At 52.4% G+C, this 21,414-nt stretch carries 19 protein-coding genes; 5 read left to right on the plus strand and 14 right to left on the minus strand.

Going from position 1 to position 21,414, the window contains the following annotated elements:
* Positions 1-62 precede the first annotated feature (62 nt).
* A complete protein-coding gene (locus tag CMUST_RS09170) occupies positions 63-1,658 on the minus strand; it encodes an ABC transporter substrate-binding protein (RefSeq protein ID WP_047262262.1) in 1,596 nt (531 codons plus the stop codon).
* Positions 1,655-3,496, minus strand: coding sequence for an acyltransferase family protein (locus tag CMUST_RS09175; RefSeq protein ID WP_047262263.1), 1,842 nt, complete (start codon positions 3,494-3,496; stop codon positions 1,655-1,657). Before CMUST_RS09175 ends, CMUST_RS09170 begins: the two co-directional genes overlap by 4 nt.
* Before the next feature lie 129 nt (positions 3,497-3,625).
* Between CMUST_RS09175 and yaaA the strand changes: the two genes are divergently transcribed.
* Positions 3,626-4,378 (plus strand): peroxide stress protein YaaA, encoded by a 753-nt coding sequence (yaaA, locus tag CMUST_RS09180; RefSeq protein ID WP_047262264.1) that lies wholly within the window; start codon positions 3,626-3,628, stop codon positions 4,376-4,378.
* Here yaaA and cobA read toward each other — a convergent pair.
* Positions 4,375-5,106: a uroporphyrinogen-III C-methyltransferase gene (cobA, locus tag CMUST_RS09185; protein WP_052844614.1), complete on the minus strand. Its 732-nt coding sequence runs from the start codon at positions 5,104-5,106 to the stop codon at positions 4,375-4,377. The genes yaaA and cobA overlap by 4 nt on opposite strands.
* Positions 5,107-5,139: 33 nt before the next feature.
* Between cobA and CMUST_RS09190 the strand changes: the two genes are divergently transcribed.
* Positions 5,140-6,468: a protein adenylyltransferase SelO gene (locus CMUST_RS09190; protein ID WP_052844615.1), complete on the plus strand. Its 1,329-nt coding sequence runs from the start codon at positions 5,140-5,142 to the stop codon at positions 6,466-6,468.
* Here the strand turns inward: CMUST_RS09190 and CMUST_RS09195 are convergent.
* Entirely contained in the window at positions 6,444-7,838 is a 1,395-nt protein-coding gene (locus CMUST_RS09195) for a cobyrinate a,c-diamide synthase (RefSeq protein WP_047262265.1), read from the minus strand. The genes CMUST_RS09190 and CMUST_RS09195 overlap by 25 nt on opposite strands.
* Before the next feature lie 39 nt (positions 7,839-7,877).
* Here CMUST_RS09195 and CMUST_RS09200 point away from each other — a divergent pair, with 39 nt between their 5' ends.
* Positions 7,878-8,387 carry a hypothetical protein gene (locus tag CMUST_RS09200; protein WP_047262266.1) on the plus strand — a complete coding sequence of 170 codons (510 nt, stop codon included), beginning with the start codon at positions 7,878-7,880 and terminating at the stop codon, positions 8,385-8,387.
* Here CMUST_RS09200 and CMUST_RS09205 read toward each other — a convergent pair whose 3' ends face one another.
* The 8 genes from CMUST_RS09205 to mqo form a co-directional block, all read right to left on the minus strand.
* Positions 8,388-9,332 carry an amino acid ABC transporter permease gene (locus tag CMUST_RS09205; protein ID WP_047262267.1) on the minus strand — a complete coding sequence of 315 codons (945 nt, stop codon included), beginning with the start codon at positions 9,330-9,332 and terminating at the stop codon, positions 8,388-8,390.
* A complete protein-coding gene (locus tag CMUST_RS09210; protein WP_047262268.1) occupies positions 9,332-10,018 on the minus strand; it encodes an amino acid ABC transporter permease in 687 nt (228 codons plus the stop codon). Before CMUST_RS09210 ends, CMUST_RS09205 begins: the two co-directional genes overlap by 1 nt.
* 9 nt (positions 10,019-10,027) lie before the next feature.
* Positions 10,028-10,903 carry a glutamate ABC transporter substrate-binding protein gene (locus CMUST_RS09215; protein ID WP_047262269.1) on the minus strand — a complete coding sequence of 292 codons (876 nt, stop codon included), beginning with the start codon at positions 10,901-10,903 and terminating at the stop codon, positions 10,028-10,030.
* Positions 10,904-10,929: 26 nt separating this feature from the next.
* The gene (locus tag CMUST_RS09220) at positions 10,930-11,658 is read right to left on the minus strand and encodes an amino acid ABC transporter ATP-binding protein (RefSeq protein WP_047263529.1); all 729 of its coding nucleotides are present in this window, start codon (positions 11,656-11,658) and stop codon (positions 10,930-10,932) included.
* Positions 11,659-11,843: 185 nt separating this feature from the next.
* The gene (gene cobO, locus CMUST_RS09225) at positions 11,844-12,464 is read right to left on the minus strand and encodes a cob(I)yrinic acid a,c-diamide adenosyltransferase (protein WP_047262270.1); all 621 of its coding nucleotides are present in this window, start codon (positions 12,462-12,464) and stop codon (positions 11,844-11,846) included.
* A 29-nt stretch (positions 12,465-12,493) separates the two neighbouring features.
* Positions 12,494-13,171, minus strand: a complete 678-nt coding sequence (locus CMUST_RS09230) for a vWA domain-containing protein (RefSeq protein ID WP_047262271.1) — start codon at positions 13,169-13,171, stop codon at positions 12,494-12,496.
* 85 nt (positions 13,172-13,256) lie between these two features.
* On the minus strand, positions 13,257-14,324 hold the full coding sequence (locus CMUST_RS09235; RefSeq protein WP_047262272.1) for an ATP-binding protein: 1,068 nt from the start codon (positions 14,322-14,324) through the stop codon (positions 13,257-13,259).
* Between the two features lie 146 nt (positions 14,325-14,470).
* Positions 14,471-15,970, minus strand: coding sequence for a malate dehydrogenase (quinone) (gene mqo / locus CMUST_RS09240; RefSeq protein ID WP_047262273.1), 1,500 nt, complete (start codon positions 15,968-15,970; stop codon positions 14,471-14,473).
* A 542-nt stretch (positions 15,971-16,512) separates the two neighbouring features.
* Between mqo and CMUST_RS09245 the strand changes: the two genes are divergently transcribed.
* The gene (locus CMUST_RS09245; RefSeq protein ID WP_047262274.1) at positions 16,513-17,553 is read left to right on the plus strand and encodes an alpha/beta hydrolase; all 1,041 of its coding nucleotides are present in this window, start codon (positions 16,513-16,515) and stop codon (positions 17,551-17,553) included.
* Positions 17,554-17,682: 129 nt separating this feature from the next.
* Entirely contained in the window at positions 17,683-19,083 is a 1,401-nt protein-coding gene (gene mtr / locus CMUST_RS09250; protein ID WP_144414163.1) for a mycothione reductase, read from the plus strand.
* Here the strand turns inward: mtr and CMUST_RS09255 are convergent.
* Both CMUST_RS09255 and map read right to left on the minus strand, forming a co-directional pair.
* The gene (locus tag CMUST_RS09255; RefSeq protein WP_047262275.1) at positions 19,080-20,528 is read right to left on the minus strand and encodes a cobyric acid synthase; all 1,449 of its coding nucleotides are present in this window, start codon (positions 20,526-20,528) and stop codon (positions 19,080-19,082) included. The genes mtr and CMUST_RS09255 overlap by 4 nt on opposite strands.
* A gap of 19 nt (positions 20,529-20,547) precedes the next feature.
* A complete protein-coding gene (gene map, locus CMUST_RS09260; RefSeq protein ID WP_047262276.1) occupies positions 20,548-21,414 on the minus strand; it encodes a type I methionyl aminopeptidase in 867 nt (288 codons plus the stop codon).

The raw sequence follows: 21,414 nt of genomic DNA on the forward strand, positions 1-21,414 counted from the left end.
TCGTCCACCGGATCTGTAAAGAACATGGCAGATCCGGCATAAGGCGTGCCGTTACTCGAAAACTAGCGCAATCGCCAGTCTTGAGGCAAAAACCCACTATTGGGATCTACGCCAACTAGAGAATCACGCACAACAATGAAGGAATCCGCAGGAGTCGGGAGCCAAATAAGAGGATTTTCCGAAGCCACAGCTTCAATATAGGCTGACATCGCATCATTCCCATCAGAGAAAACCGACGCCTCAATTCCAGCATCAACTTCAGGGGAGGAAAAGGATCCAAGATTGGCTTTGCCCAATGTGGATAGAATTTCCTCTCCCGTTGCCCAAATTGGGAAATTCCATGCAAAATCATTTGTGAAAACACCCAATTGCCAGGAGCAATCCGCTACTTGCTCACATTGAGAGACCATTTCAAACGGATTGTCAGCTTTGGTTAGGTACAGTTTTATCCCAGCGCTCGCAAAGTTTCTTTCTAAAATTGGGAAAACCTTATCGCTAAAGGCCCCGTTTGGGGCGATGATGTTAAGAGTTAGTTCTTGCCCGGTTTCCATCTCGCGTCCACATTTCTCGGCGTCAATGCAGTGGAATTTCCCGCCACGCTTCGCCCAGCCGTTTTTCTCAAGTAGTTTTTGCGCTGCCATTGGGTTATATGTTGGTGCACATGGTTGATTGGGGTTCGTTGGGGTTGGGCCGCATCCGGGTAAGGCGTGTCCATTCCAAACTGTTTTGATGATTGTTTGTTGGTCGACAAGTTGTTGCATAGCGTTGCGGATATATGTTTCCCCAATGAGGGGGTTGGTCATATTAAGAACCGCATATTCAATCGCATGCCGATACCGAGGCATGATTGTAAATCCGGCTTTCTGTAACTCGTTCAGGGTTTCTGGGTCTGTATTGAAAGGCAGTGTTTGGTAGTCGGCTGTGCGGTGCTGTTCGCCGGTATTAGTCAGGATGATTTTCGGGATAGTGGGTTTATCAAGTCCATCGTAGTTGGGGTTAATGGCTAGTGTTGTTGAGGTTTCTTGTGGCGAGTTTGCTGCTATTACATATGGCCCATTAGTGATCTTCCAACGAGGTTGGTTGGGGTTGGACGCGTCGGCTGTGATCTGGTCGAGCAATTCGGTGGGTGTTAGGGTTTTGGCCGGGTTCCATGCGTGTTGTGGTAGTGGGGTGATGTGGTTGAGTTGATTTGCGATGAACCAATTCGGGTTGTAGGTTTGGTCGGCTGTGATGGTAAAGGTGTCGGGGCTGAGGATCGTCAGTTTGGTTATGGTTTCTGGGAGGGTTTGTGTTGCGTTTGAAAGTTGCCACCAGAGTTCGATGTCGTTGGTTGTGATGGGGGTTTGGTCGGACCAGCTGCGGTTGTGGAGGGTGATAGTGTAGGTGGTTGCATCAGGACTTATGTCGGTGACGTTGCCTAGTGATCGCACGGTGTCGAGGTGGTACTGGTTGGTGCTGTGCGGTAGGTAGCTGAAAAGGGGTTGGTAGAGCAGTGTTGTTAGAGGATGCGGCTGTTGTTCTAGCGGGTTGATTGCAGCAAGCGGCTCCGTAGCGATGGTGATTGTTGTGGCAGTTGGGGTGGGTGCGGTTGGTTCTGGAGTGCAGGCGGTTAGTGTTGCCAGTGCGGCACTGATGATGAGGGCTGCGTGTTTTTTCATTGTTGGGTGCCTTTACAGGTTGGGTTTTTGGGATTTCGGTGGTTTGCCCATTGCATCAGGGCGTGGGTGATGGCCTCGGTGTATTTTTCGGCGCCGCTTTCGGTGGGGTGTATTTTGTCATTATGGAGGGCGGTGGGATTAGTGTGGGCTTTGGTGCACCAGTCTGCGATATAGAGGTTGGGGTATTGGGTGTGTGCGATACGAATGTTGTCATGTGATTTGGGTATCCATGGCCGGTCGCCGAAGGGGGTTACGAGAATGGCGATACGGTCGGGTCCGAGGATTGCCATTATGGTTTCTAGTGCTTTGAGGTCTAGTTCTGCGTTAGTTCCGAAGCCTAGGATGACGATCGGGTCAAGAACGTTTTTCGTTTTGAGGTTTCTAAGGATGTCAGGGGCGGCATCGATATTGCGGGAAACCTCGGCATCAATATGCATTTGTGGGTAGCGTCGTTTGAGGGCGTCGGTACTTGCGAGCATCACGGAGTCCCCAATAGCGGTCAGTGTGGCACTGTCTGGTAGTGGATGGGGGCCAGGGTTTAGCTTGACGACGTTTGCAGGTTCGGCGGGAACGGCGGTCAGTGTAGTTGCGGCCGCGGATAGTTTTTTAAGTTGCTGTTCCAGGGTGGTTTCGCGGGGGGATTGTGTGATTGCGACCCCTGCTGCTGTGATTGCAATGATGGCGGTGGTACTGAGCACCAATTTGGGTTTTGTGTGTAGTGTCTTCCAGGTTTGGCGGTAACCGTGGCGCCGGATGGGAGTTTCTATCCAGGTGTAACTAAAATGCGCTAGTGAAACAGATACGATCAGGGTGATGATCGATAGGACGGGGTGTTGGTTAATCGCGGTGATGATCACAAAGACGGGCCAGTGCCATAGGTAGAGGGAGAACGAGATTTTTCCTAACCATCGCATGGGCAGCATGTTGAGGAGTGCATGCGCTGGTCCTTGTTGATGCAGGATCGAATACAACAACAGCATGGAAAACACACTTGCTGTTAGAAGCCCAGCCCGGTATGTGAATGCCGAGGTGTCAGGGGTAAAGCACACTAACGCTACCAATCCGATAAGCCCCGCAAGCCCCAATGCGGGTGCGTACCGAGCGTGGGTAACCGGCCAGGAGTTGGAATGTGGATCGGCGGTGGTGCTCGTCGTAAAGCACGCCAATAAAACCCCAATGAGCAAACCGAAGGAATGCGTGTCGGTGCCGTAATATACCCGAGTCGGGTCGAGCTCTGGAGAATAGAGGATCTGCATCGCGGCGTAGGAGGCGCAACATAAACCGGCGCTAGATACAATCAACGCGGCACGAGACCGCCGAAGTAGCACCACCGCGAGCAATGGAAAGAGCACATAGAACTGTTCTTCTACGGCCAGTGACCAATAATGTGCAAAAATCTGCACGCCGAAGTCTGCGAAATAGCTTTCGCTTCCAGCTATCTGCACCCAGTTGTTGACAAACCCCAATGTCCCAATGAATTGGGCTTTCAAACCGACTGCCGGGTCACCGCCAACCAGCCCTGCCATGGCGGTGCCTACGATCAAGACCACGATGGCGGCTGGCAAAATGCGCCGTGCGCGCCGCAGCCAAAACAACCGCAAATCAATGTGTGAGTTCACCGCGTATTCCCGCAAAAGCAAAGATGTAATGAGGAATCCGGATAGCACGAAGAACATGTCGACCCCAAGAAACCCGCCAGGGGCGATAGCTCCGAAGAAGTGATAGAAAACCACTGAGAGTACTGCCAATCCTCGCAGTCCGTCTATCGCTGTCACTCGCCGCAATTGGGCTTTTCGCGGGGTTTGAGTAGTTGGTGGTTGCGCCACTTCTAAAGCCACCGGTTACGATCCTTATTTGTACATTGCCAATGAGTTTTCCTTTGAGTGCGGTTCTAGGTTAATTGGTCGTGGGAGAAAACCAGAATCTAGTACCACCTGCGGGTGTAGATGCGTATAGAGTGGGATTTCATGCTTATTATTTTGCCTCCATCTGAAACCAAGGCCTCAGGTGGCACTGGCGCGCCGCTTGATCTATCTACGTTGTCGTTCCCCCAATTGAATGGGGTGCGGGAAAAGATCGCAGCCGATCTTGTTGCGTTACCTGAAGCCGAGGCCTTATCCACATTGGGGATTTCCATAAAACTTAGTGCATTAATTGCGGTTAACCAGGAGTTGTTTTCTTCACCGACAATGCCAGCTATTTTTCGGTTTACCGGAGTGCTTTTCGACGCTCTCGATGCCGCTTCCCTGCCTCCATCGGCGTTGGAGCGGTTAGCAGTGGGTGACGCGTTGTTTGGTCTTATAAAGGCAACCGACCAGATTCCTAATTACCGGTTGTCAGGCGGAACTAAATTGCCTATCGCAGGTTTGGAGAAATCGGAAAAGCCACCAACAATGAAGAAACGGTGGGGTTCAAAGATTTCAGAGACGATCGCGGATTTTCCGGGGCTTGTTGTTGATCTTCGCTCCGGTACGTATCAACAATTGGGGAAGGCACCGGGCGCTATTACTGTGCGTGTTGAGTCGGTGGCTGCTGACGGCACGCGTAAGGTTGTCAGTCACTTCAATAAGCATTACAAAGGACTGGTTGCCCGGGCGTTAGCTGTGGCTGAGTCGGAGCCGACATCGCTATCGCAGGTGCGTGCCGTTTTGGAGCAATCTGGCATGGTGATTGAGGCATCACCAGATTCGATGGAATTAACGTTGGTGGTTGCTGATTAAAGCCCAGCAACATCCCCAATAATGTACACGGCTGGTGGGGCTACGTTCTCGTGTTCTATGACATCGGCTAGGCTACCGAGATCGCAACGGAAACTGCGCTGGCTTTCAGTGCTACCTTCTTGTACAACGATGGCGGGGGTTTTTCGGCTGCATCCGGCGTCGATAAGCGTTTGAGCTATCGCACGTGCATTTTTGACACCCATGATGACTGCGAGGGTGCCACCGGTTTTAGCTAGGGCTTCCCAGTTGTTCAATGACAGGGGGTGACCCGGCGGAACGTGCCCGGAAATAACCGTGAAGCTATGGACGATTCCCCGTTGGGTGATCGGCACTCCGGCCATGGCGGGAACGGAGATGGCGCTGGTGACTCCAGGGATTACTTCGCAGGCTATGCCGTGTTGTGCCAAGTGTGTGAGCTCTTCGAATCCTCTGCCGAAGACGTATGGGTCGCCGCCTTTGAGCCGCACGACCTTCTTTCCAGCCAGTGCATGTTCAACCAGCAGGTCGTTGATTTTTTCTTGGGCTACTTGTTTTCCGTACGGCAATTTGGACACGTCGATGAGTTGTTTTGTCGACAAGTCGCATAGCTTGTGCAGTTCGGTGGTTGGACCTAAGTGATCAGCGAGGATAACATCGGCCTCGTTGAGGCGGTTCATGCCGCGCACCGTGATTAAGTCCCAGGCACCAGGCCCGCCGCCGATGAGGCTGACAGTTGGGGGTGTAGTCATGGTGAATAAGCATATCGCCGTTAGAGTAAAACTATGAACCCGCATGTTGAGCTCAAGCACGACCTCGCTACTACCCTACCGTGGTTGGTGTCACCAGCGCGGCTGGTTGATTTTCCCCAATTGGTGGCAGAGGTCGTTAATGCCCCGTTGGGCGAGGAATTGAACATCTCTATTGGGCAATTGCATAAGACTTTGGCTATGCCCGGGCATGCGATGGCATACTCTGGCCATCAATTTGGTCAGTTTGTTCCGTTATTGGGAGATGGTCGGGCAGTGCTGTTAGGAGAGTTGGAGGTTGATGGCCGACTATTTGACCTGCATGTTAAGGGTTCAGGTCGTACTGTTTTCTCGCGTGGTGGTGATGGTTTGGCACCGCTTGGGCCGATGTTGCGGGAGTTTTTACTATCGGAAGCGTTGCATGGCTTGGGGGTTGCGACGTCGCGGTCGTTGGCGGTGTTTCAAACCGGCGCGCAGGTGCAGCGGCGGCAAGCGGAGCCAGGTGCATTATTGGTTCGAGTTGCTGATTGCCATATTAGAGTTGGTTCGTTCCAGTTTGCTGCGTTGCGGGGTGTGGAGGAGGTTGCCGCATTGGCTGATTATGTAATCGCTCGTTATTTCCCAGGGGTTGATTATGTTGGTTTGTTATCGCAGATTGTGCGTCGTCAAGCGGTGACGGTTGCAAAGTGGATGCGGTTTGGTTTTGTGCATGGGGTGTTAAATTCGGATAACACAACCATTTCGGGGGAAACGATTGATTTTGGGCCGTGCGCTTTTACGGATGTTTTTGATTCCGCAGCGGTGTTCAGTTCGATTGATACTGCGGGCCGGTATCGCTTCGGTAATCAACCAAGCATGGTGGGGTGGAATATCGCCCGGTTGGCGGAGTCGTTGATTCCGTTGATCGGGGTAACGGCTGCGGAGGATGCGGTGCGGGAGTTTGGGACGCAGTATCGGCGGGCGTTTTATGGTGAGTTGGCTGCGGCGTTGGGCCTTGGCTGGGATGGTTCTGTGGGTGTGATGTCCGAGCTTATCGATGATTTCTTGGTAATCATGCAAGCCGAACGCAGAGATATTACGCTCACATTTCGACAGTTGGCTGAGCAGCATGAGTCGTGCGATTTTGATCCGGGTTGGCTTATGCGGTGGCGGGCATGCGATCCAGATTTAGAGCAGATGCAACGGATTAATCCGGTGTATATTGCCCGAAACCACCTGGTGGAAAAAGCGTTGTCGGATATGACAGAATTCCACAGCCTGTGGCAGGCGTTGCGCAATCCAACTATCCGCCGCCCAGGTTGGGAGCGGTTTGAGCAGCCAACCCCTGAAGATTTTGGGGATTACGTTACGTACTGTGGCACCTGAGTACTGGTTGCGCAGGCCGCGACGAATCGTTGTATCCCTTCCGGGTAGGCTGCCGGGTGGGTGTGCAGGTAAGAGGCGTGAATGGTGCCGCTTACGAATCCTTCGGTGGTTGTGGTGCCATCCCAGGTGCGCCAGCCCCAGGCGGGCAGGAAGCCTTCGGCGTCAGCGCTGGTGAGCGCCGTGTGGTGGAATTCATGCCCGGTGATCCGTTGGCCGGCAGCGTAAAGTAACGAATCACTTAGTGCCACAGCTTCGCGGTATCCCAAGGTTAGTCGCCGTCCCATCGCAGCGTGGGTCGGGATGATCCCTAACATAGGGTGCGCATCAAGGCTGTCAAGAAGCCACAGTAATCCGGCGCATTCTGCGTGAATGGGTTTAGCTTCAGCTACATGCTGCTGGATTGCGTGGCGCAGATCGGTACGGCTTACTAGCGCTTCAACGTGCTCTTCGGGGAAACCGCCCGGGATGATAAGCCCGTCACAGTTTGGGAAGGGGTCGGTTAGCGGGTCAAAGTGGACAACGGTGGCTCCGGCTGCGTTCAGCAGTTCGTGGTGTTCGGCGTATGCGAAGGTAAACGCTTTACCTCCGGCAATCGCGATAGTGGGATGATGGGTCGGCGTCACGTAGTCTTCCGGCTGCCATGTGGGCCCAGTGTAGGTAGTGCGTGCCAAGGATATGATGTGGTCGAGATCGCAGTGGGTTTCAATAAGGGCTGCCATCTGCTCAATGGCTCGGCTGGCTGCGCCGCCGTGCTCCTTGGCGGTTACCAAGCCCAGGTGCCGGGACGGAACTGCCACATTGTCCTGGCGTGGGATTACCCCGACAACCGGGATCCCTTCGGCTTCGATGGCCTCCCGGCAGACAGCTGCGTGCCGCTTTGTACCGATTTTATTAAGAATCACTCCGGCGATTCTCACCCCGGGGCGGGCGGTGGCGAAGCCGCGTACTAACGGCCCTGCGGATTGGCTCATTCCGCGCACATCAACAACTAAAAGCACCGGTAGCCCCAGGATCTGCGCAATATCGGCGGTGGAGCCGTTACCGTCGGGTATCCGGCCGTCGAAAAGCCCCATGACACCTTCGACGATACCGATGTCGCAGCCACAGGTCCCGTGGGCATAAAGCGGCCCGATCAGACGTTCACCGCACATGACCGCATCGAGGTTGCGTCCAGTTCTACCCGCCGCAAGTCCGTGGTAACCCGGGTCAATGTAGTCGGGGCCTACTTTAAATGGTGCGACCGACATGCGCCGTGCCAGCGCCGCAATCAATCCTGTGGTAATCGTCGTTTTCCCAGTGCCGGATGCCGTTGCGGCGATCACGATTCCGGGGGCTGCAGTTGGGGTGCGGTTGCAAGTCGAATCTGTCATAGTGGTTTAAGCATAATCTTTTTGCCGAAGGGAACCGACATGGGTGTACGTGAGTTATCAGAGATTGTGGGCGATACGTCGTTACGCAGGTGGCGCGGTGCAAACGTCTCCCGTGTGATGCGGCAATCGCTTGTCGACGCCCTAGGCACAGCCGCTGCTTCCGCATTGTGTGATTTGGACGGTCTGGAATTAAGTGGTGATGCCCGCATTGACGTTCCTGCCTGGGATCAATGGGATACTTACTGCTTTTCGGAGGAGATTGGTTCTCCAGCGCCGTTTCGGATTTTTGCCCACGGAGGCAGCGGCGACAGCTGGGCTTTCCATATCGACACACAAACCGTGTTTTTTCTTGATCACGATGGCGCTGAAACCACGGTGGACATGGGTGTTGATGTTATAACGTTCATCCAGATTGCCGACCAATGGGAGCGTTTACTAAAACAAGCAGATAGCGATGGAACCGAATTCAATGCCACGGAATTTCACCGTGGCATTGAGCAACTCACTCACAGATCGGCCGAAGATTTTCCATGGCCCTATGAGTGGTGATCACTCTGCGGGATTACGAATCTGTCTATGTTCCGGGGCGTGCCAGTCAACGTTGACATTGTCTTTGGTTTCGATCCCCTGATCCGTTGGCATGTGCGGAACCCTCGCGAAAATATTACGGCGCGCACGACCGGCTCGTAATTGTTGCTCAACCCGGTGCGCGATAAGCCCCAACGCATAATTAATCGCGATCATGATCACCGCAACCACAATCAACGACGCCAAATAGTTCCGATTGGTGGCGGACGATTGGATGCCTTGCCGCACAATTTCCACGAAACCGATCTGATAGCCCAACGCGGAATCCTTCAATGCGATCACGGCCTGGGCAATTAGTGCGGGCAACATCGCCGCAACCGCCTGCGGCAGCAGCACTTTCCACATCGTTTGATTATGGCTGAGTCCTAATGCCATAGCGGCTTCATTTTGGCCCTTCGGCAAATTCTTAATCCCGGACCGCACCACCTCCGCTATCACCGAACCGTTGTACAACGTAAGCGAGACGACCACCGCAGCAAAAGCAAGCTGTCTCGGCGGCACCACGGCGTAAACGGCAAACAGCTGGTAGCAGAAAATAATCAGCAGCAATACCGGGATGGCTCGGAAAAACTCCACTACTACGCCGCAACTCCACCGGATAACACGTGTCTTGGCTAATCTTCCCAGACCAAGCGCAACCCCAACGATAATTGCCAGGATGATGGACAAGAATGCGGATTTCAAGGTTCCCAACAATCCTGGGATCAGATAGGTTTTCCAGGTATTTTCGGAAATAAACGGCTGCCACTTGTCCGCAGTTAATTGGCCAGCCTCATATAACGTCCGCAGCACCCAACCCCCCAACAGAATGCCGCACATGATGACGATGATCGACAGAATCGCGTTTCGACGCCTGCCCCTTGGTCCGGGTGTGTCGTATAAAACAGTCGCTCGTGCTTGACTCATTAGTGCTTCACCGCCAATCGTTCAGAAATTCGCCCCAAACCGAGTCCCATTGGCAGAGTCAAAACCATAAAGCCGACCGCAAAACAGCCGAAAATGACCCACAACTGCGCCGCATGATTCTCAATAACTTCTTTCATCAAAAGCGAGGCTTCCGCGACCCCAATTACAGAAGCCACCGTTGTGTTCTTTGTTAATGCGATCAACGTGTTACCCAGCGGCACAATTGCAGCACGAACTGCCTGTGGAAAAACAATGGTGCGAAACGACTGGAAAAACGTTAGCCCCAGTGACCTAGCTGCCTCCGCCTGCCCAAAACTAACAGTATTGATTCCCGACCGCAGAGACTCCGCTACGAAAGCCGAGGTGTATAACACGAAACCAAGCGCGGCCAGGCGGAAGTTATTATCAGCCAAAAATGTTGGCGATTGACGATCCGCCAATTGCAGCCCCAAACTCTGATACAGCCCAAAGGAACAAAACAAGATGACCAAGGTTAACGGGGTGTTGCGAACTGTGGTGATGTAGCCAGCCGCAATCCGACGTAATACTCCAATCGGAGACACGCGCATCGCAACCAGCACCGTGCCCAACACGAGCGAACCCACCGCAGCGATAATCGTGAGTTTCAGCGTGACCAGAAACGCAGGACCTATCGCCGGCCCCAATTGCGACCACATTGCCTCCATCACATGCCCCTATTCAATAAACGACAAGTCACCTGGTGTTGCTTGAGTCACCCCGGCTGCCTGGTCACCGAGGTTTTTCGCCACAATCGCATCAAATTCGCCTGAGTCATACATCTGCGTCAGCGCCGCATTAATGGCAGCCGTAGCTTCGGCATCACCCTTGGCCACCCCGATACCATAATGCTCATTGGTGAATGGTTTTCCGTCCTTTTCCATCTCTACTACTTTGAACGCGCCCGGATCTTGTTGCGAATACCCATTGAGGATCGTGGCATCGGTAGTCAACGCATCCACGTTCTTCTGCCGCAATGCCTCTACGCAGGAAGAATACGTGTCATATTCTTGCAGTTGAACATCTGGCAATGCCTCTTTCACCTTTTGAGCTGGGGTTGAGCCTGAAACCGAACACAAAATCTTTCCACCGGAAAGATCCTCCAATGTGGTGATACTGGTGTCATCAGCTCGTACCAAAAGTGCTTGGTGGGTTAATAGATACGGCCCGCCGAAATCCACCGATTCCGCCCGCGATTTATTGATGGAATACGTTGCGACGATCATATCCACTTCACCGTTGTTAATCAGTGTCTCACGCTGGGCAGATGGGGTCTCCCGCCACGTGATTGTTGGTTCTGCCCACCCTTTTTCCTTCGCAATGTGATTAACCACGTAGGTTGCTACATCGACGTCCAACCCGGACATAGAGCCATCGGCCTCCTTCAGACCCAGACCTGGTTGATCATACTTAGTACCCAAAGTGACCGTGCCCGATTCAATTCCGGCCAAAAGTCCCTGACCAGCACCACCCCCGCCGCAGGCGACCAAGACACCAGAACACAAAACAGCACTGACGCCGATAGCTACAACTTTTCCGAAACGTGTTTTCACTTTTACTCCTTAAAATATGTCGATTGTTAATGTGCCAGAATTTTGGATAAGAAATCCCGGGCCCGATCCGTGCGTGGTCGCTGAAAAAACTCATCCGGGGGACTATCCTCCACTATTGCGCCCTCATCCATAAACAGCACTCGATCGGCCGCGCGCCGGGCAAACCCCATTTCATGAGTGACGCAGACCATGGTCATGCCAGCACCTGCGAGATCAGACATGACATCTAGCACTTCATTGACCATTTCTGGGTCGAGCGCGGAGGTGGGCTCGTCGAAAAGCATTACCTTTGGTTGCATCGCCAACGCGCGGGCAATAGCCACCCGCTGTTGTTGGCCACCGGAAAGCTGAGCCGGATATTTATCCGCCTGATTGGCGATCCCCACCCGTTCTAACAATTCCATGGCAAGCGATGCTGCTGCAGCTTTGGTTAGTTTCCGTACCTTTATCGGCCCTAAGGTGACGTTGTCCCGGATACTCATGTGTGGGAACAAATTAAACTGCTGAAATACCATCCCCACATCGGATCGCAATTGCGCCAACGCTTTACCTTCTTCCGGCAAAGCTTGACCATCAATGAATATCGAGCCGTTTTCTATCGTTTCTAAACGATTGATTGTGCGACACAGTGTGGATTTTCCGGAGCCTGACGGCCCCAAAATGACAACTACTTGCCCCCTGGGAATCGATATGTTGATATTTTTCAGCGCATGAAAGTCGCCAAAATACTTATCCACGTCAACAAAAGCGATCATCGGCTGCGTAGCGCCGGGTTGTGGCGTGGTGCCCAATGCCCCATCGATTGTGTCCTGCGTCATATTTTCGACTATACCGAAAAATACATGAGCCTAACAGGACTAATTTACGAATATAAATCTAAAAATAGGCGGTGCGCAATCAAAAATCCACCCCGCCTAATACTTTTGGTACTACCGCACCCCTACCATTCAATTCCTTTTTGCCCCTTGCGTCCTACGTCCATAGGGTGTTTGATCTTGGTCATCTCAGTGACTAAATCGGCAATCTCAACAAGTTTCGGATCCGCATCCCGACCAGTCATCACCACATGCTGAACCCCAGGACGGCTTTGAAGCGTCGCTACTACGTCATCAACATCAATCCAGCCCCATTTGATCGGGTAAGTAAATTCATCCAGAACGTAAAAATCATGCGCCTGATCAGCTAACCGACGCTTGATCTCAAGCCAACCCTCTTGAGCATCGCGAGCGTGGTCCTCCTCCGAACCCGCCTTTTTTGACCACGACCACCCTTCCCCCATTTTGTGCCATTCGACGCTACCTCCCTCACCAGTTTCGTCATGCAGCTGCCCCAGTCGTTTAAAGACAGACTCCTCCCCCACTTTCCACTTTGCAGACTTCACGAATTGAAAGACACCGATATTCATACCTTGGTTCCACGCACGAAGCGCCATTCCGAACGCTGCGGTTGACTTGCCCTTACCCGGCCCCGTATGCACAGCCGTGATTGGCAACAGCCGACGTTGCCGGGTGGTCAAACCATCATTTGGGATGTTTGCTGGATCTACTTTCCCCTTAGGCATATTCTTCTCCTTATAACCTAACTCATCAGTTAAAACGCATCGATAACGCCAGCGACTGATTGGGCATCAAGCTCGGCTAGTTGTAGACATACCGCGCCCAGATTGCGTGCTAGTTCAGCAGCTAATCCTAACTTCACTCGACCGGCAGTTTCGCAGTCAATAACGATGCAACCGGCTAAACCGCGTCGAGCGATTGCCCCCGCAACAGAATGCAATTTCGCAAGACCACCTGCTCCGGTTGCACGCCCATCAGATAGCACCACTAGTAGCGCCCGCCTGCCCGGCTCCCGGTGGTGTTCACGTTCGATCACTTCCTGTGCCAGCTGCAATCCCTCAGCCAGCGGTGTGCGACCACCAGTATCTACCGCGGCCAATCGTCGATGAGCAACATCAATACTGCCAGTTGGCGGCAACACCAACTCCGGCTGGGCACCTCTTACACTGACTACCGCAACCCGGTCGCGGCGTTGATAGGCATCGCCAAGCAACGAATGCACCGCACCAGTAACTGCAGCCAATCGATCGTTCGCCGCCATTGAACCGGAAGCATCCACCACGAAAACTATGAGGTTGGATTCTTTTCCGCGCAACACCGCGCCGCGCAAATCCGCAGGTTGAAATTGTATGATCCCATCTTCTATGCGCGCTCCTCGGTCGGCGGCAGCCTGCACCGTACCAATAACGTGCACACCACGTCCATTAGACACCGACCTGACCGGAGTTCCAGTCCGGGTTAAGGCTGGGGCTCTGCGACCCGGCGCGGCTTCGGTCGCTGAGGTCTTTCCGCTACGCCTAAGTTGCCGAACGGCGAAAGGGTACGCCCTGGTCGGCGGTACCTACCTCTCCATCGGCTGTTGCTTGCGAATCCGATAAATCCTGAGTGTCAGGCTCTGGTGTGGCTGAAGGGGCATCGGCTGGCAGGTCATCTTCTGGGTGCTCATTTTGGGCTTGTTCTAATGCATTATCAAGGTCTTGTTGATCAATGCCTGGCTCATCAAACGGATTGCGTCGTTTACGGTGCGGCAGCGCCAATTCGGCTGCAACTTTGATGTCTTCGTCAGTGACATTTGTGCGTTGCTGCCATGCCGCGTGGGCGCAGGCAGTTCGGGCAATAACGAGATCTGCGCGCATACCATCAACGTCGAAGGCTGCACATATGTGTGCTATTCGTGCCAGGTTCACATCCGATAGCGTCACGTGGGGCAAAAGTTCTTTGGCTTGTTTAATGCGTTTTGCTATTTCGTTGTCTGCTTCAGCCCATTGAGCAACGAATCCCGCTGGGTCTTGTTCGAATGCCAACCGTCTTCGGATAATGTCAGCGCGAATGTCGACGTCGCGTGAACCAGTCACTTCGACTGACAGCCCAAACCGATCTAGAAGCTGTGGACGCAGTTCCCCTTCTTCAGGGTTCATTGTTCCTACCAGGACGAAACTTGCTTCGGCCGTGTGTGAGATTCCGTCTCGTTCGATAGTCACAATTCCGGTGGCGGCCGCGTCTAACAATGCATCTATGAGGTGGTCGGCTAGAAGGTTTACTTCGTCAACGTAGAGCACACCGTTATTGGCTTGAGCTAATAATCCGGGTTTGTATGTGGCCCGGCCGGTGGTCAATACGGTTTCTAGGTCCAATGCTCCAACTACGCGGTCTTCGGTTGCGCCGATGGGCAGATTGATTAGTGGTGCTCCGTCGAGTAGTTTTGCGAAAGCCCGTACCGTTGTCGTTTTGGCTGTGCCTTTTTCACCACGAATAACCACTCCACCGATTCTCGGCGACACTGCGGTCAGGATCAAGGCGAGGTGCAATTGGTCTTGCCCTACCACTGCCGAAAATGGAAACGATACTGGCGCTATCGACGTCACTGCTTTCACTCTTTTCTCATAACTGCGGCTTAACAGGTTAACGACCAATCCACTGAGGGGTTGGTGCTTGACACACCAGGATTAACCTTAGCGGATTGGCCGCGTCTTATTGAAAACGTTGCTGCCACTGGTTGTCAGTAGGGCTGTTATTTATCAAGCTGCAATGTGCTTTGCGTATAGTCCCACATTTCCGTGAACAGTGCTTTGTTGGTAGCTAGTTTCACACCATAAGAAGGCATCATTTCCTTGATCTTGTCGCCCCACTCGATCATTCGGTCACCGAAGCATCGTTCCAACACCTCCAGCATGGCGGCTGGCGCGATGGAAGCTCCAGGCGATGCACCCAAGAGACCTGCGATCGAACCGTCAAGGTGGCTGATCAATGTGGTGCCAAATTCCAGGGAGCCGAAGGATGGGCCTACGACTGGTTTAATAACCTGCACACGCTGACCTGCGGTGACCAACTCCCAATCTTCATCCTTGGCGTTTGGCATGTATTCGCGCAAGGATTCCATCTTTGCATTCTTGTCCTTCATTAATTCGGTAATTAGGTATTTGGTTAGTCCCAATTCCTTCACACCGACGCTCAACATGGATGCCAAGTTGGTTACTTTCAGCGACTTTGGCAAGTCGAACCACGAACCCTGCTTCAAGAATTTCGGGGTCCAACCTGCGTACGGACCAAAGAGCAAGCCTTTTTCGCCATCGATAACTCGGGTGTCTAGGTGTGGAACAGACATTGGTGGCGCACCGACGCTTGCTTTTCCGTACACTTTGGCGGCGTGACGCTCTACGATTTCCGGATTGGTGCAGCGCAACCATTCACCGGAGACTGGGAACCCACCAAAACCGCGGATTTCTGGGATACGTGCTTTTTGTAACAGTGGCAATGCCATGCCGCCAGCACCGACGAATACGAAATTTGCGCGGAACACCGACACATCACCCGTGTGGCGGTTTTTGACAGTCAATTTCCATTTCGACCCATCACGGTGGAGCTTTGTTACCTCGTGGCCGTAACGGATTTCGGTGCCTTTATTTTGAGCATCGAACAGGAATTGCTTGGTCAAGGCGCCGTAATTGATATCTGTGCCGCCTTCGGTCCAAGAGATTGCCACTTTATCGGTCTTCGGCCGGCCTTCCGCCATGAGTGGAAGCAGCTCATCAAACTTTGCACGATCCTCGGTGTACTCCATGTTGGGGAACAGCGGGTGGTTGACTAGACGATCGTAGCGCTTACGAAGATAGGCAATTTGGTCATCACCCTGACCGAAAGACACGTGTGGGACTGGGTTGATCCATTCCCGAGGAGTTGGTAATACTCCTTCGTTAACTTGGTAAGCCCAGAACTGTCGGGACAACTGGAACTTTTCATTTACCCCGATTGCTTTGGAGATTTCAATCTTGCCATTGACTTCTGGGGTGTAGTTGAGCTCGCACAACGCCGAGTGGCCGGTTCCTGCGTTATTCCATGGGGAGGAAGATTCCTCGGCTGGCGCGTCTAGGCGCTCGAAAACCACCTGGGACCAGCCTGACTCAAGTGTCCTGAGCATTGCACCTAAGGTGGCGCTCATGACACCGCCGCCGATGAGGGCGACATCTACTTCGTCCGAAATGGTAGTTGCGTTGTTCGTGGAATCTGACATTTCAATTTCCCTTAGTATTTCCGCTTCTTCATGGTCGGCCACACTGTCTGTTAAGCCAATGAAGCACCGCACCGATTGCCATCGTTTTTAATGGCACACCGGATTGGCCCTTCTCATGACGGCGTGATGTGAGTTTCGCGCCTATCGGCTTTACAGTCTACGCCCGAATCTTTCGGGGGTACTGAAAATGTCTTGTTCTCTCAGCAATCTCACATTCGTTTTTCGATAGTCGCAGCTAATTACGCCCACATTGACACCCCCATCAGGGATAATCTCGGCATACGTTGACGCTTTTCTTAGCAAAACCAAGCATTATTTGTTTTTACCCCATACCCCCGTCTTCACTAAGTTATCTGCACTGTGGAATGCGCCATAACCTATCCAACGTGTTCCTACCCCGAACAGTTGTACATGATCGGTCAGCCTCAGAGCACGCACGGATTGGGAGTGTCAGACCGGAAGTTATTTTCCCTGCAAAACCACAATGCGCGGGGGTTATAGTCGTTTTTAGCGAAAGGATATTTGGGAATAAAGTGGGTGACATGAAGCAATCTGCCGAATTACCTCAGTTCGCGACCGCACAATGGGCTCCCGATATTTTGGGAAAAAACTTTGAAAGTTTAGAATTTCATCTCGGGGCAGATCCTGACGGGGAATCAGACATTCTCACAACCCTCGTGCGGTATCACCCAACCCCTAGTGAGACTGATGAAACTCACACCTTAAGACCAGCTGTCGTCTATGTCCACGGCATGACGGACTATTTCTTTCAAACCCACGTTGCCGAGTTTTTCCACGATCATGGCTTTGACTTTTATGGCGTTGACCTTCGCAAGTGCGGGCGTTCACATCGGGAGGGTCACAGTTGGCACTACTCGACGGATTTATCCCAGTATCATGAGGATCTCACTGCGGTTTGCACGTTCTTGGCGCAACGCTATTCATCCATCATTGTTATTGGGCACTCTACTGGTGGGCTAATTACACCGTTGTGGCTAGATGAACTTCGACGTACGAACCCCTCTTTGCATCGCCACATGAAAGCCTTGATTTTAAATAGCCCATGGCTGGACATGATGGCGCCTAAGATTCTGGTAAAAGCGTTGACACCGTGGGTGAAATTGAAAGGTAAGCGGAGCCCAAAACAGCCAGTTCGTGGCGGAAATTTGGGTACCTATGGTGAAGCACTTCATATTTCACGGCATGGTGAATGGGACTTTAACACTAAGTTCAAACCGATCACTGGCCATACCAAATATATGGGGTGGCTTCGCGCTGTTGTGCAAGCCCAACATGCCATTCACGTAGGATCGGTGGATGCTGGGGTCCCGACCCTGTCTATGTGTTCCCAACAGTCACGATTACGGCGAGCATATTCACAGCAATCACACACAGCTGACACGGTGTTAGATGTTAACCAGATAAAACAATGGTCGCCGTTTATCGCGCGTAATGTCACTACCGTTCAAATCCCTGACGGCATGCATGACCTGTTCCTTTCCAAACCACCAGCACGCACCCATGCGCTGGAACAGTGCGTTTTTTGGCTCAAGAATATTTGTGGCTTACCAAGCGATAACTGACTGAGGAATATCCCACCGTATATTGTCGTTACTACAATTAGTTGCGCACCATAAATGACGCCGTCGGTGCGCAAAACTATGGCGTTTAAATAGTTAGAGCAATATCTTTCGTTAGTAGAGAAGGGATAGATGAATATTATGGTTGAACCTACCGCAGAAAAACACTACGACCTGATTGTCATTGGCGCGGGCTCCGGAAATTCGATTCCGGGGCGGGAATTCCACGAGAAATCTATCGCGATTATAGAAAAAGGCTCCTTTGGCGGAACCTGCTTAAACGTCGGCTGCATTCCAACAAAGATGTATGTCTACGCAGCAGAAGTCGCACAAACCGTGCGAGAAGCAGACAAGTACGGAATTGAAGCTTCATTCAACGGCGTTCAGTGGCCAAGCATCGTGGACCGGGTATTTAAAAACCGGATCGACCCGATTGCCGAAAGCGGAGAAGCTTATCGACGTGGGCCTAAAACCCCGAATATCGATGTCTACGATCAACCCGCCCGCTTCGTCGGACCTAAATTAATCAGCACCGGGCAAGGCGACGATGCAACTGTAATATCCGGAGACACTATCGTTATTGCTGCTGGTGCGCGTCCACAGATCCCTAACCTGGTCATCGAATCGGGGGTGAAATACCACACAAATGAGACGATTATGCGGCTAGCGGAACTTCCGAAATCAATGATCGTCATGGGTGGCGGATTCATCGCGCTGGAATTTGCCCACATATTCAAATCCTTCGGCGTTGATGTCACTCTAGTCAATCGCTCGCCCCGTCTTCTCCGTCGACTAGATACAGACATTTCGGACCGAATCACCGAATTAACCGAAAAAGCAATCACCACGAAGTTAGGCGTCGAATTTGAATCTTTAAGCGAGGACGCTTCGGGTATTACAGCTACGCTTTCCGACGGTTCCACGATACGCGGTGACATTTTATTGGTTGCCACCGGCCGTACCCCCAACGGTGACCAGCTGAATCTCTCCGCCACCGGGGTAGAGATGGACGGTTCCTCCATCAAAGTTGATGAATTCGGACGCACCACCGCTCCAGGGATTTGGGCGCTTGGCGACGTATCCTCACCATTCCAGCTCAAACATGTTGCTAACGCGGAAACCCGCGCAGTGCGCCACAATATTTTGCATCCTAACAACATGATCCCTATGCCCCATAAAAATGTGCCAGCCGGGGTTTTCACTCAGCCGCAAATTGCAACGGTCGGTTTGACCGAACAGCAAGCTGTGGATGCTGGATACAACATCACGGTAAAAATCCAAAACTACGGCGATGTTGCTTACGGTTGGGCAATGGAAGACACCGACCACTTTGCCAAGTTAATTGCGGACAAGGACACCGGTTTATTACTAGGTGCACATATCATCGGGCCCGAGGCTCCCACGCTGATCCAACAGTTGATTACCGTCATGGCCTTTGACTTAGATGTCCGTAAGGTGGCTCGGGATCAGTATTGGATCCATCCAGCTTTGCCGGAACTAATCGAAAACGCCCTCCTCGGGCTGGAATTTTAGGATCTAAAGCCGACATCACCAAGAAGTTGGTCAATATCCCAACAATCTTCAATGGTGTCGGCAATAAGATCGATTTGCCGCAGCCGTTCTGCAGCGAAACTCATTGTCTCGTCAACGCGAAACCCGGTTTTCCCAATTCCAGTAGCAATCGTTGCTAATAATTCTTTTCGGAATGCGTCGTTTTCTAGCTGTCCGTGGCGATGAGTACCAAATATATTCCCGTTTCGACATCCTTCATCCCCTATCCAAGGTTGCTCCGAGCATCGAACCACCCGGCCATGATGCACCTCATATGCACCGTCGCCGTGATTGATTAGCGTTTTCTCCGGATGAAAGACAATGTCGGCGTCGAAAAGCTTCAACCCAGGTACCGGCTCTGGGACACCGGATTCTACTGGATCGATGATTGTAGAACACATCATTTGGAAGCCACCACAGATCCCCATAATAAACTTTCCGGCAGCTGCACGTTGGATTATCGCAGCCGCAATTCCGGTATCGCGTAGCCACGCGAGATCGCTGACAGTCGACTTGGAACCAGGCAGTACCACAAGATCCGCCTCCGCAATGTAATCCGGGTCCACTGACCAGCTCACAGTAACCCCCGGCTCACAAGCAAGTGCCTCAATATCCGTGGCATTGGACACTCGTGGCAATCGTACTGCTGCAACCCGCAACCGCTGACTACCAAGCGCCTGGGTGTCTGGCCCAATTGTTGAGCCGATCGTCGACTGCAGCGAATCCTCCGCATCCACCCATAACCCAGGAATAAACGGCAATACCGCACATGTTGGAATTCCCGTCATTTCTTCCAACTTTTTTAAACCAGGGTGCAGAATAGATTCATCTCCACGAAACTTGTTAACGATAAAACCCCGGATTAGCTCCCGATCTGCTTGATCAACAATATGGTAGGTGCCATAGAAATGCGCAAGCACCCCACCGCGATCGATATCGCCCACAAGGTAGACCGGTAACTGTGCGGCCTGCGCAAGGCCGAAATTCGCAACGTCAGTTTCCCGCAGGTTTATCTCTGCGGGTGACCCCGCGCCTTCGCACACCACCACGTCAAATTCTTTTTGTAAATCAGCAAGCGTTTGTCGTGCAATGTCACGAAGGTACGTCCGATGTTCAATATAATTTTTTGCGCTAACAGTTCCGGTAGCGTGACCATTGACCACCAATTGGGAAGTACGATCGGAACCGGGTTTTAACAAGATCGGGTTGAACCGCGTATCTGGCACCAGGCCACAAGCGACTGCTTGCAAGGCTTGAGCGCGCCCGATTTCACCGCCACTTGGCGTAACGGCGGAATTATTGGACATGTTCTGTGCTTTAAAGGGCGCGACGCTAATTCCTCGGCGCGCGATCGCCCGACATACCCCTGCAACTACGACGGATTTTCCCGCATCGGAGGTGCAGCCAGCCACCATTAACGCGACCATTGTCTTTGTGCTTTCTCTTTTAAGAATCAGGCAATGTCAAAATCTCATTGCCGGTTTCGGTGATCACAATAGTATGTTCAAACTGTGCGGTGAATTTGTAGTCGTCATTTTGTACGGTCCAGCCGTTATCCCAAATCGTGTAATCCAGTTCCCCGAGATTAATCATCGGTTCAATGGTTAGGGTCATGCCGGGTTCTAATACATCGGTGTACATATTGGAGTCGTAATGCAACACCACCAACCCGTTGTGGAACGTCGGCCCAACTCCGTGTCCGGTGAAATCACGCACCACGTTGTAGCCGAAACGCTTAGCATACGCTTCGATCACGCGACCTATGACGTTGATCTGCCGCCCAGGTTTCGCTGCCTTGATTCCCCGCATCATTGCTTCTTCAGTGCGGGTAACCAACAGCTTGTGTTCCTCGCTGACATTTCCGGCCAGAAATGTGGCATTGGTATCGCCATGCACTCCATTCTTAAAAGCAGTGACGTCGATATTGACGATATCGCCGTCTTCTATCACGGTGGAATCGGGAATGCCATGGCAGATGATTTCGTTCAACGACACGCAGCATGACTTTGGAAATCCCAGGTACCCCAAGGTGGAGGGATAGGCACCGTGGTCAAGCATGTATTCATGAGCGATCCGATCCAATTCGTCGGTGGTTACTCCGGGGGCGACGGCTTTTCCGGCTTCACGCAGCGCATTCGCGGCAATTTTTGAGGCTTCCAGCATTGCCTCGATAACTTCTGGGGTTTGTATCCACGGCTCACCGCAGTTTTCGCGTACCTTCTTTTTCCATACGTATTCGGGACGTTCAATGTGTGCAGGAACGTCCCGAATGGGAGTGGGTTTTTCTGGAACTAACGGTTTGCGAATTGTCAT

It is taken from the genome of Corynebacterium mustelae (genome assembly GCF_001020985.1).
Lineage (GTDB): Bacteria > Actinomycetota > Actinomycetes > Mycobacteriales > Mycobacteriaceae > Corynebacterium > Corynebacterium mustelae.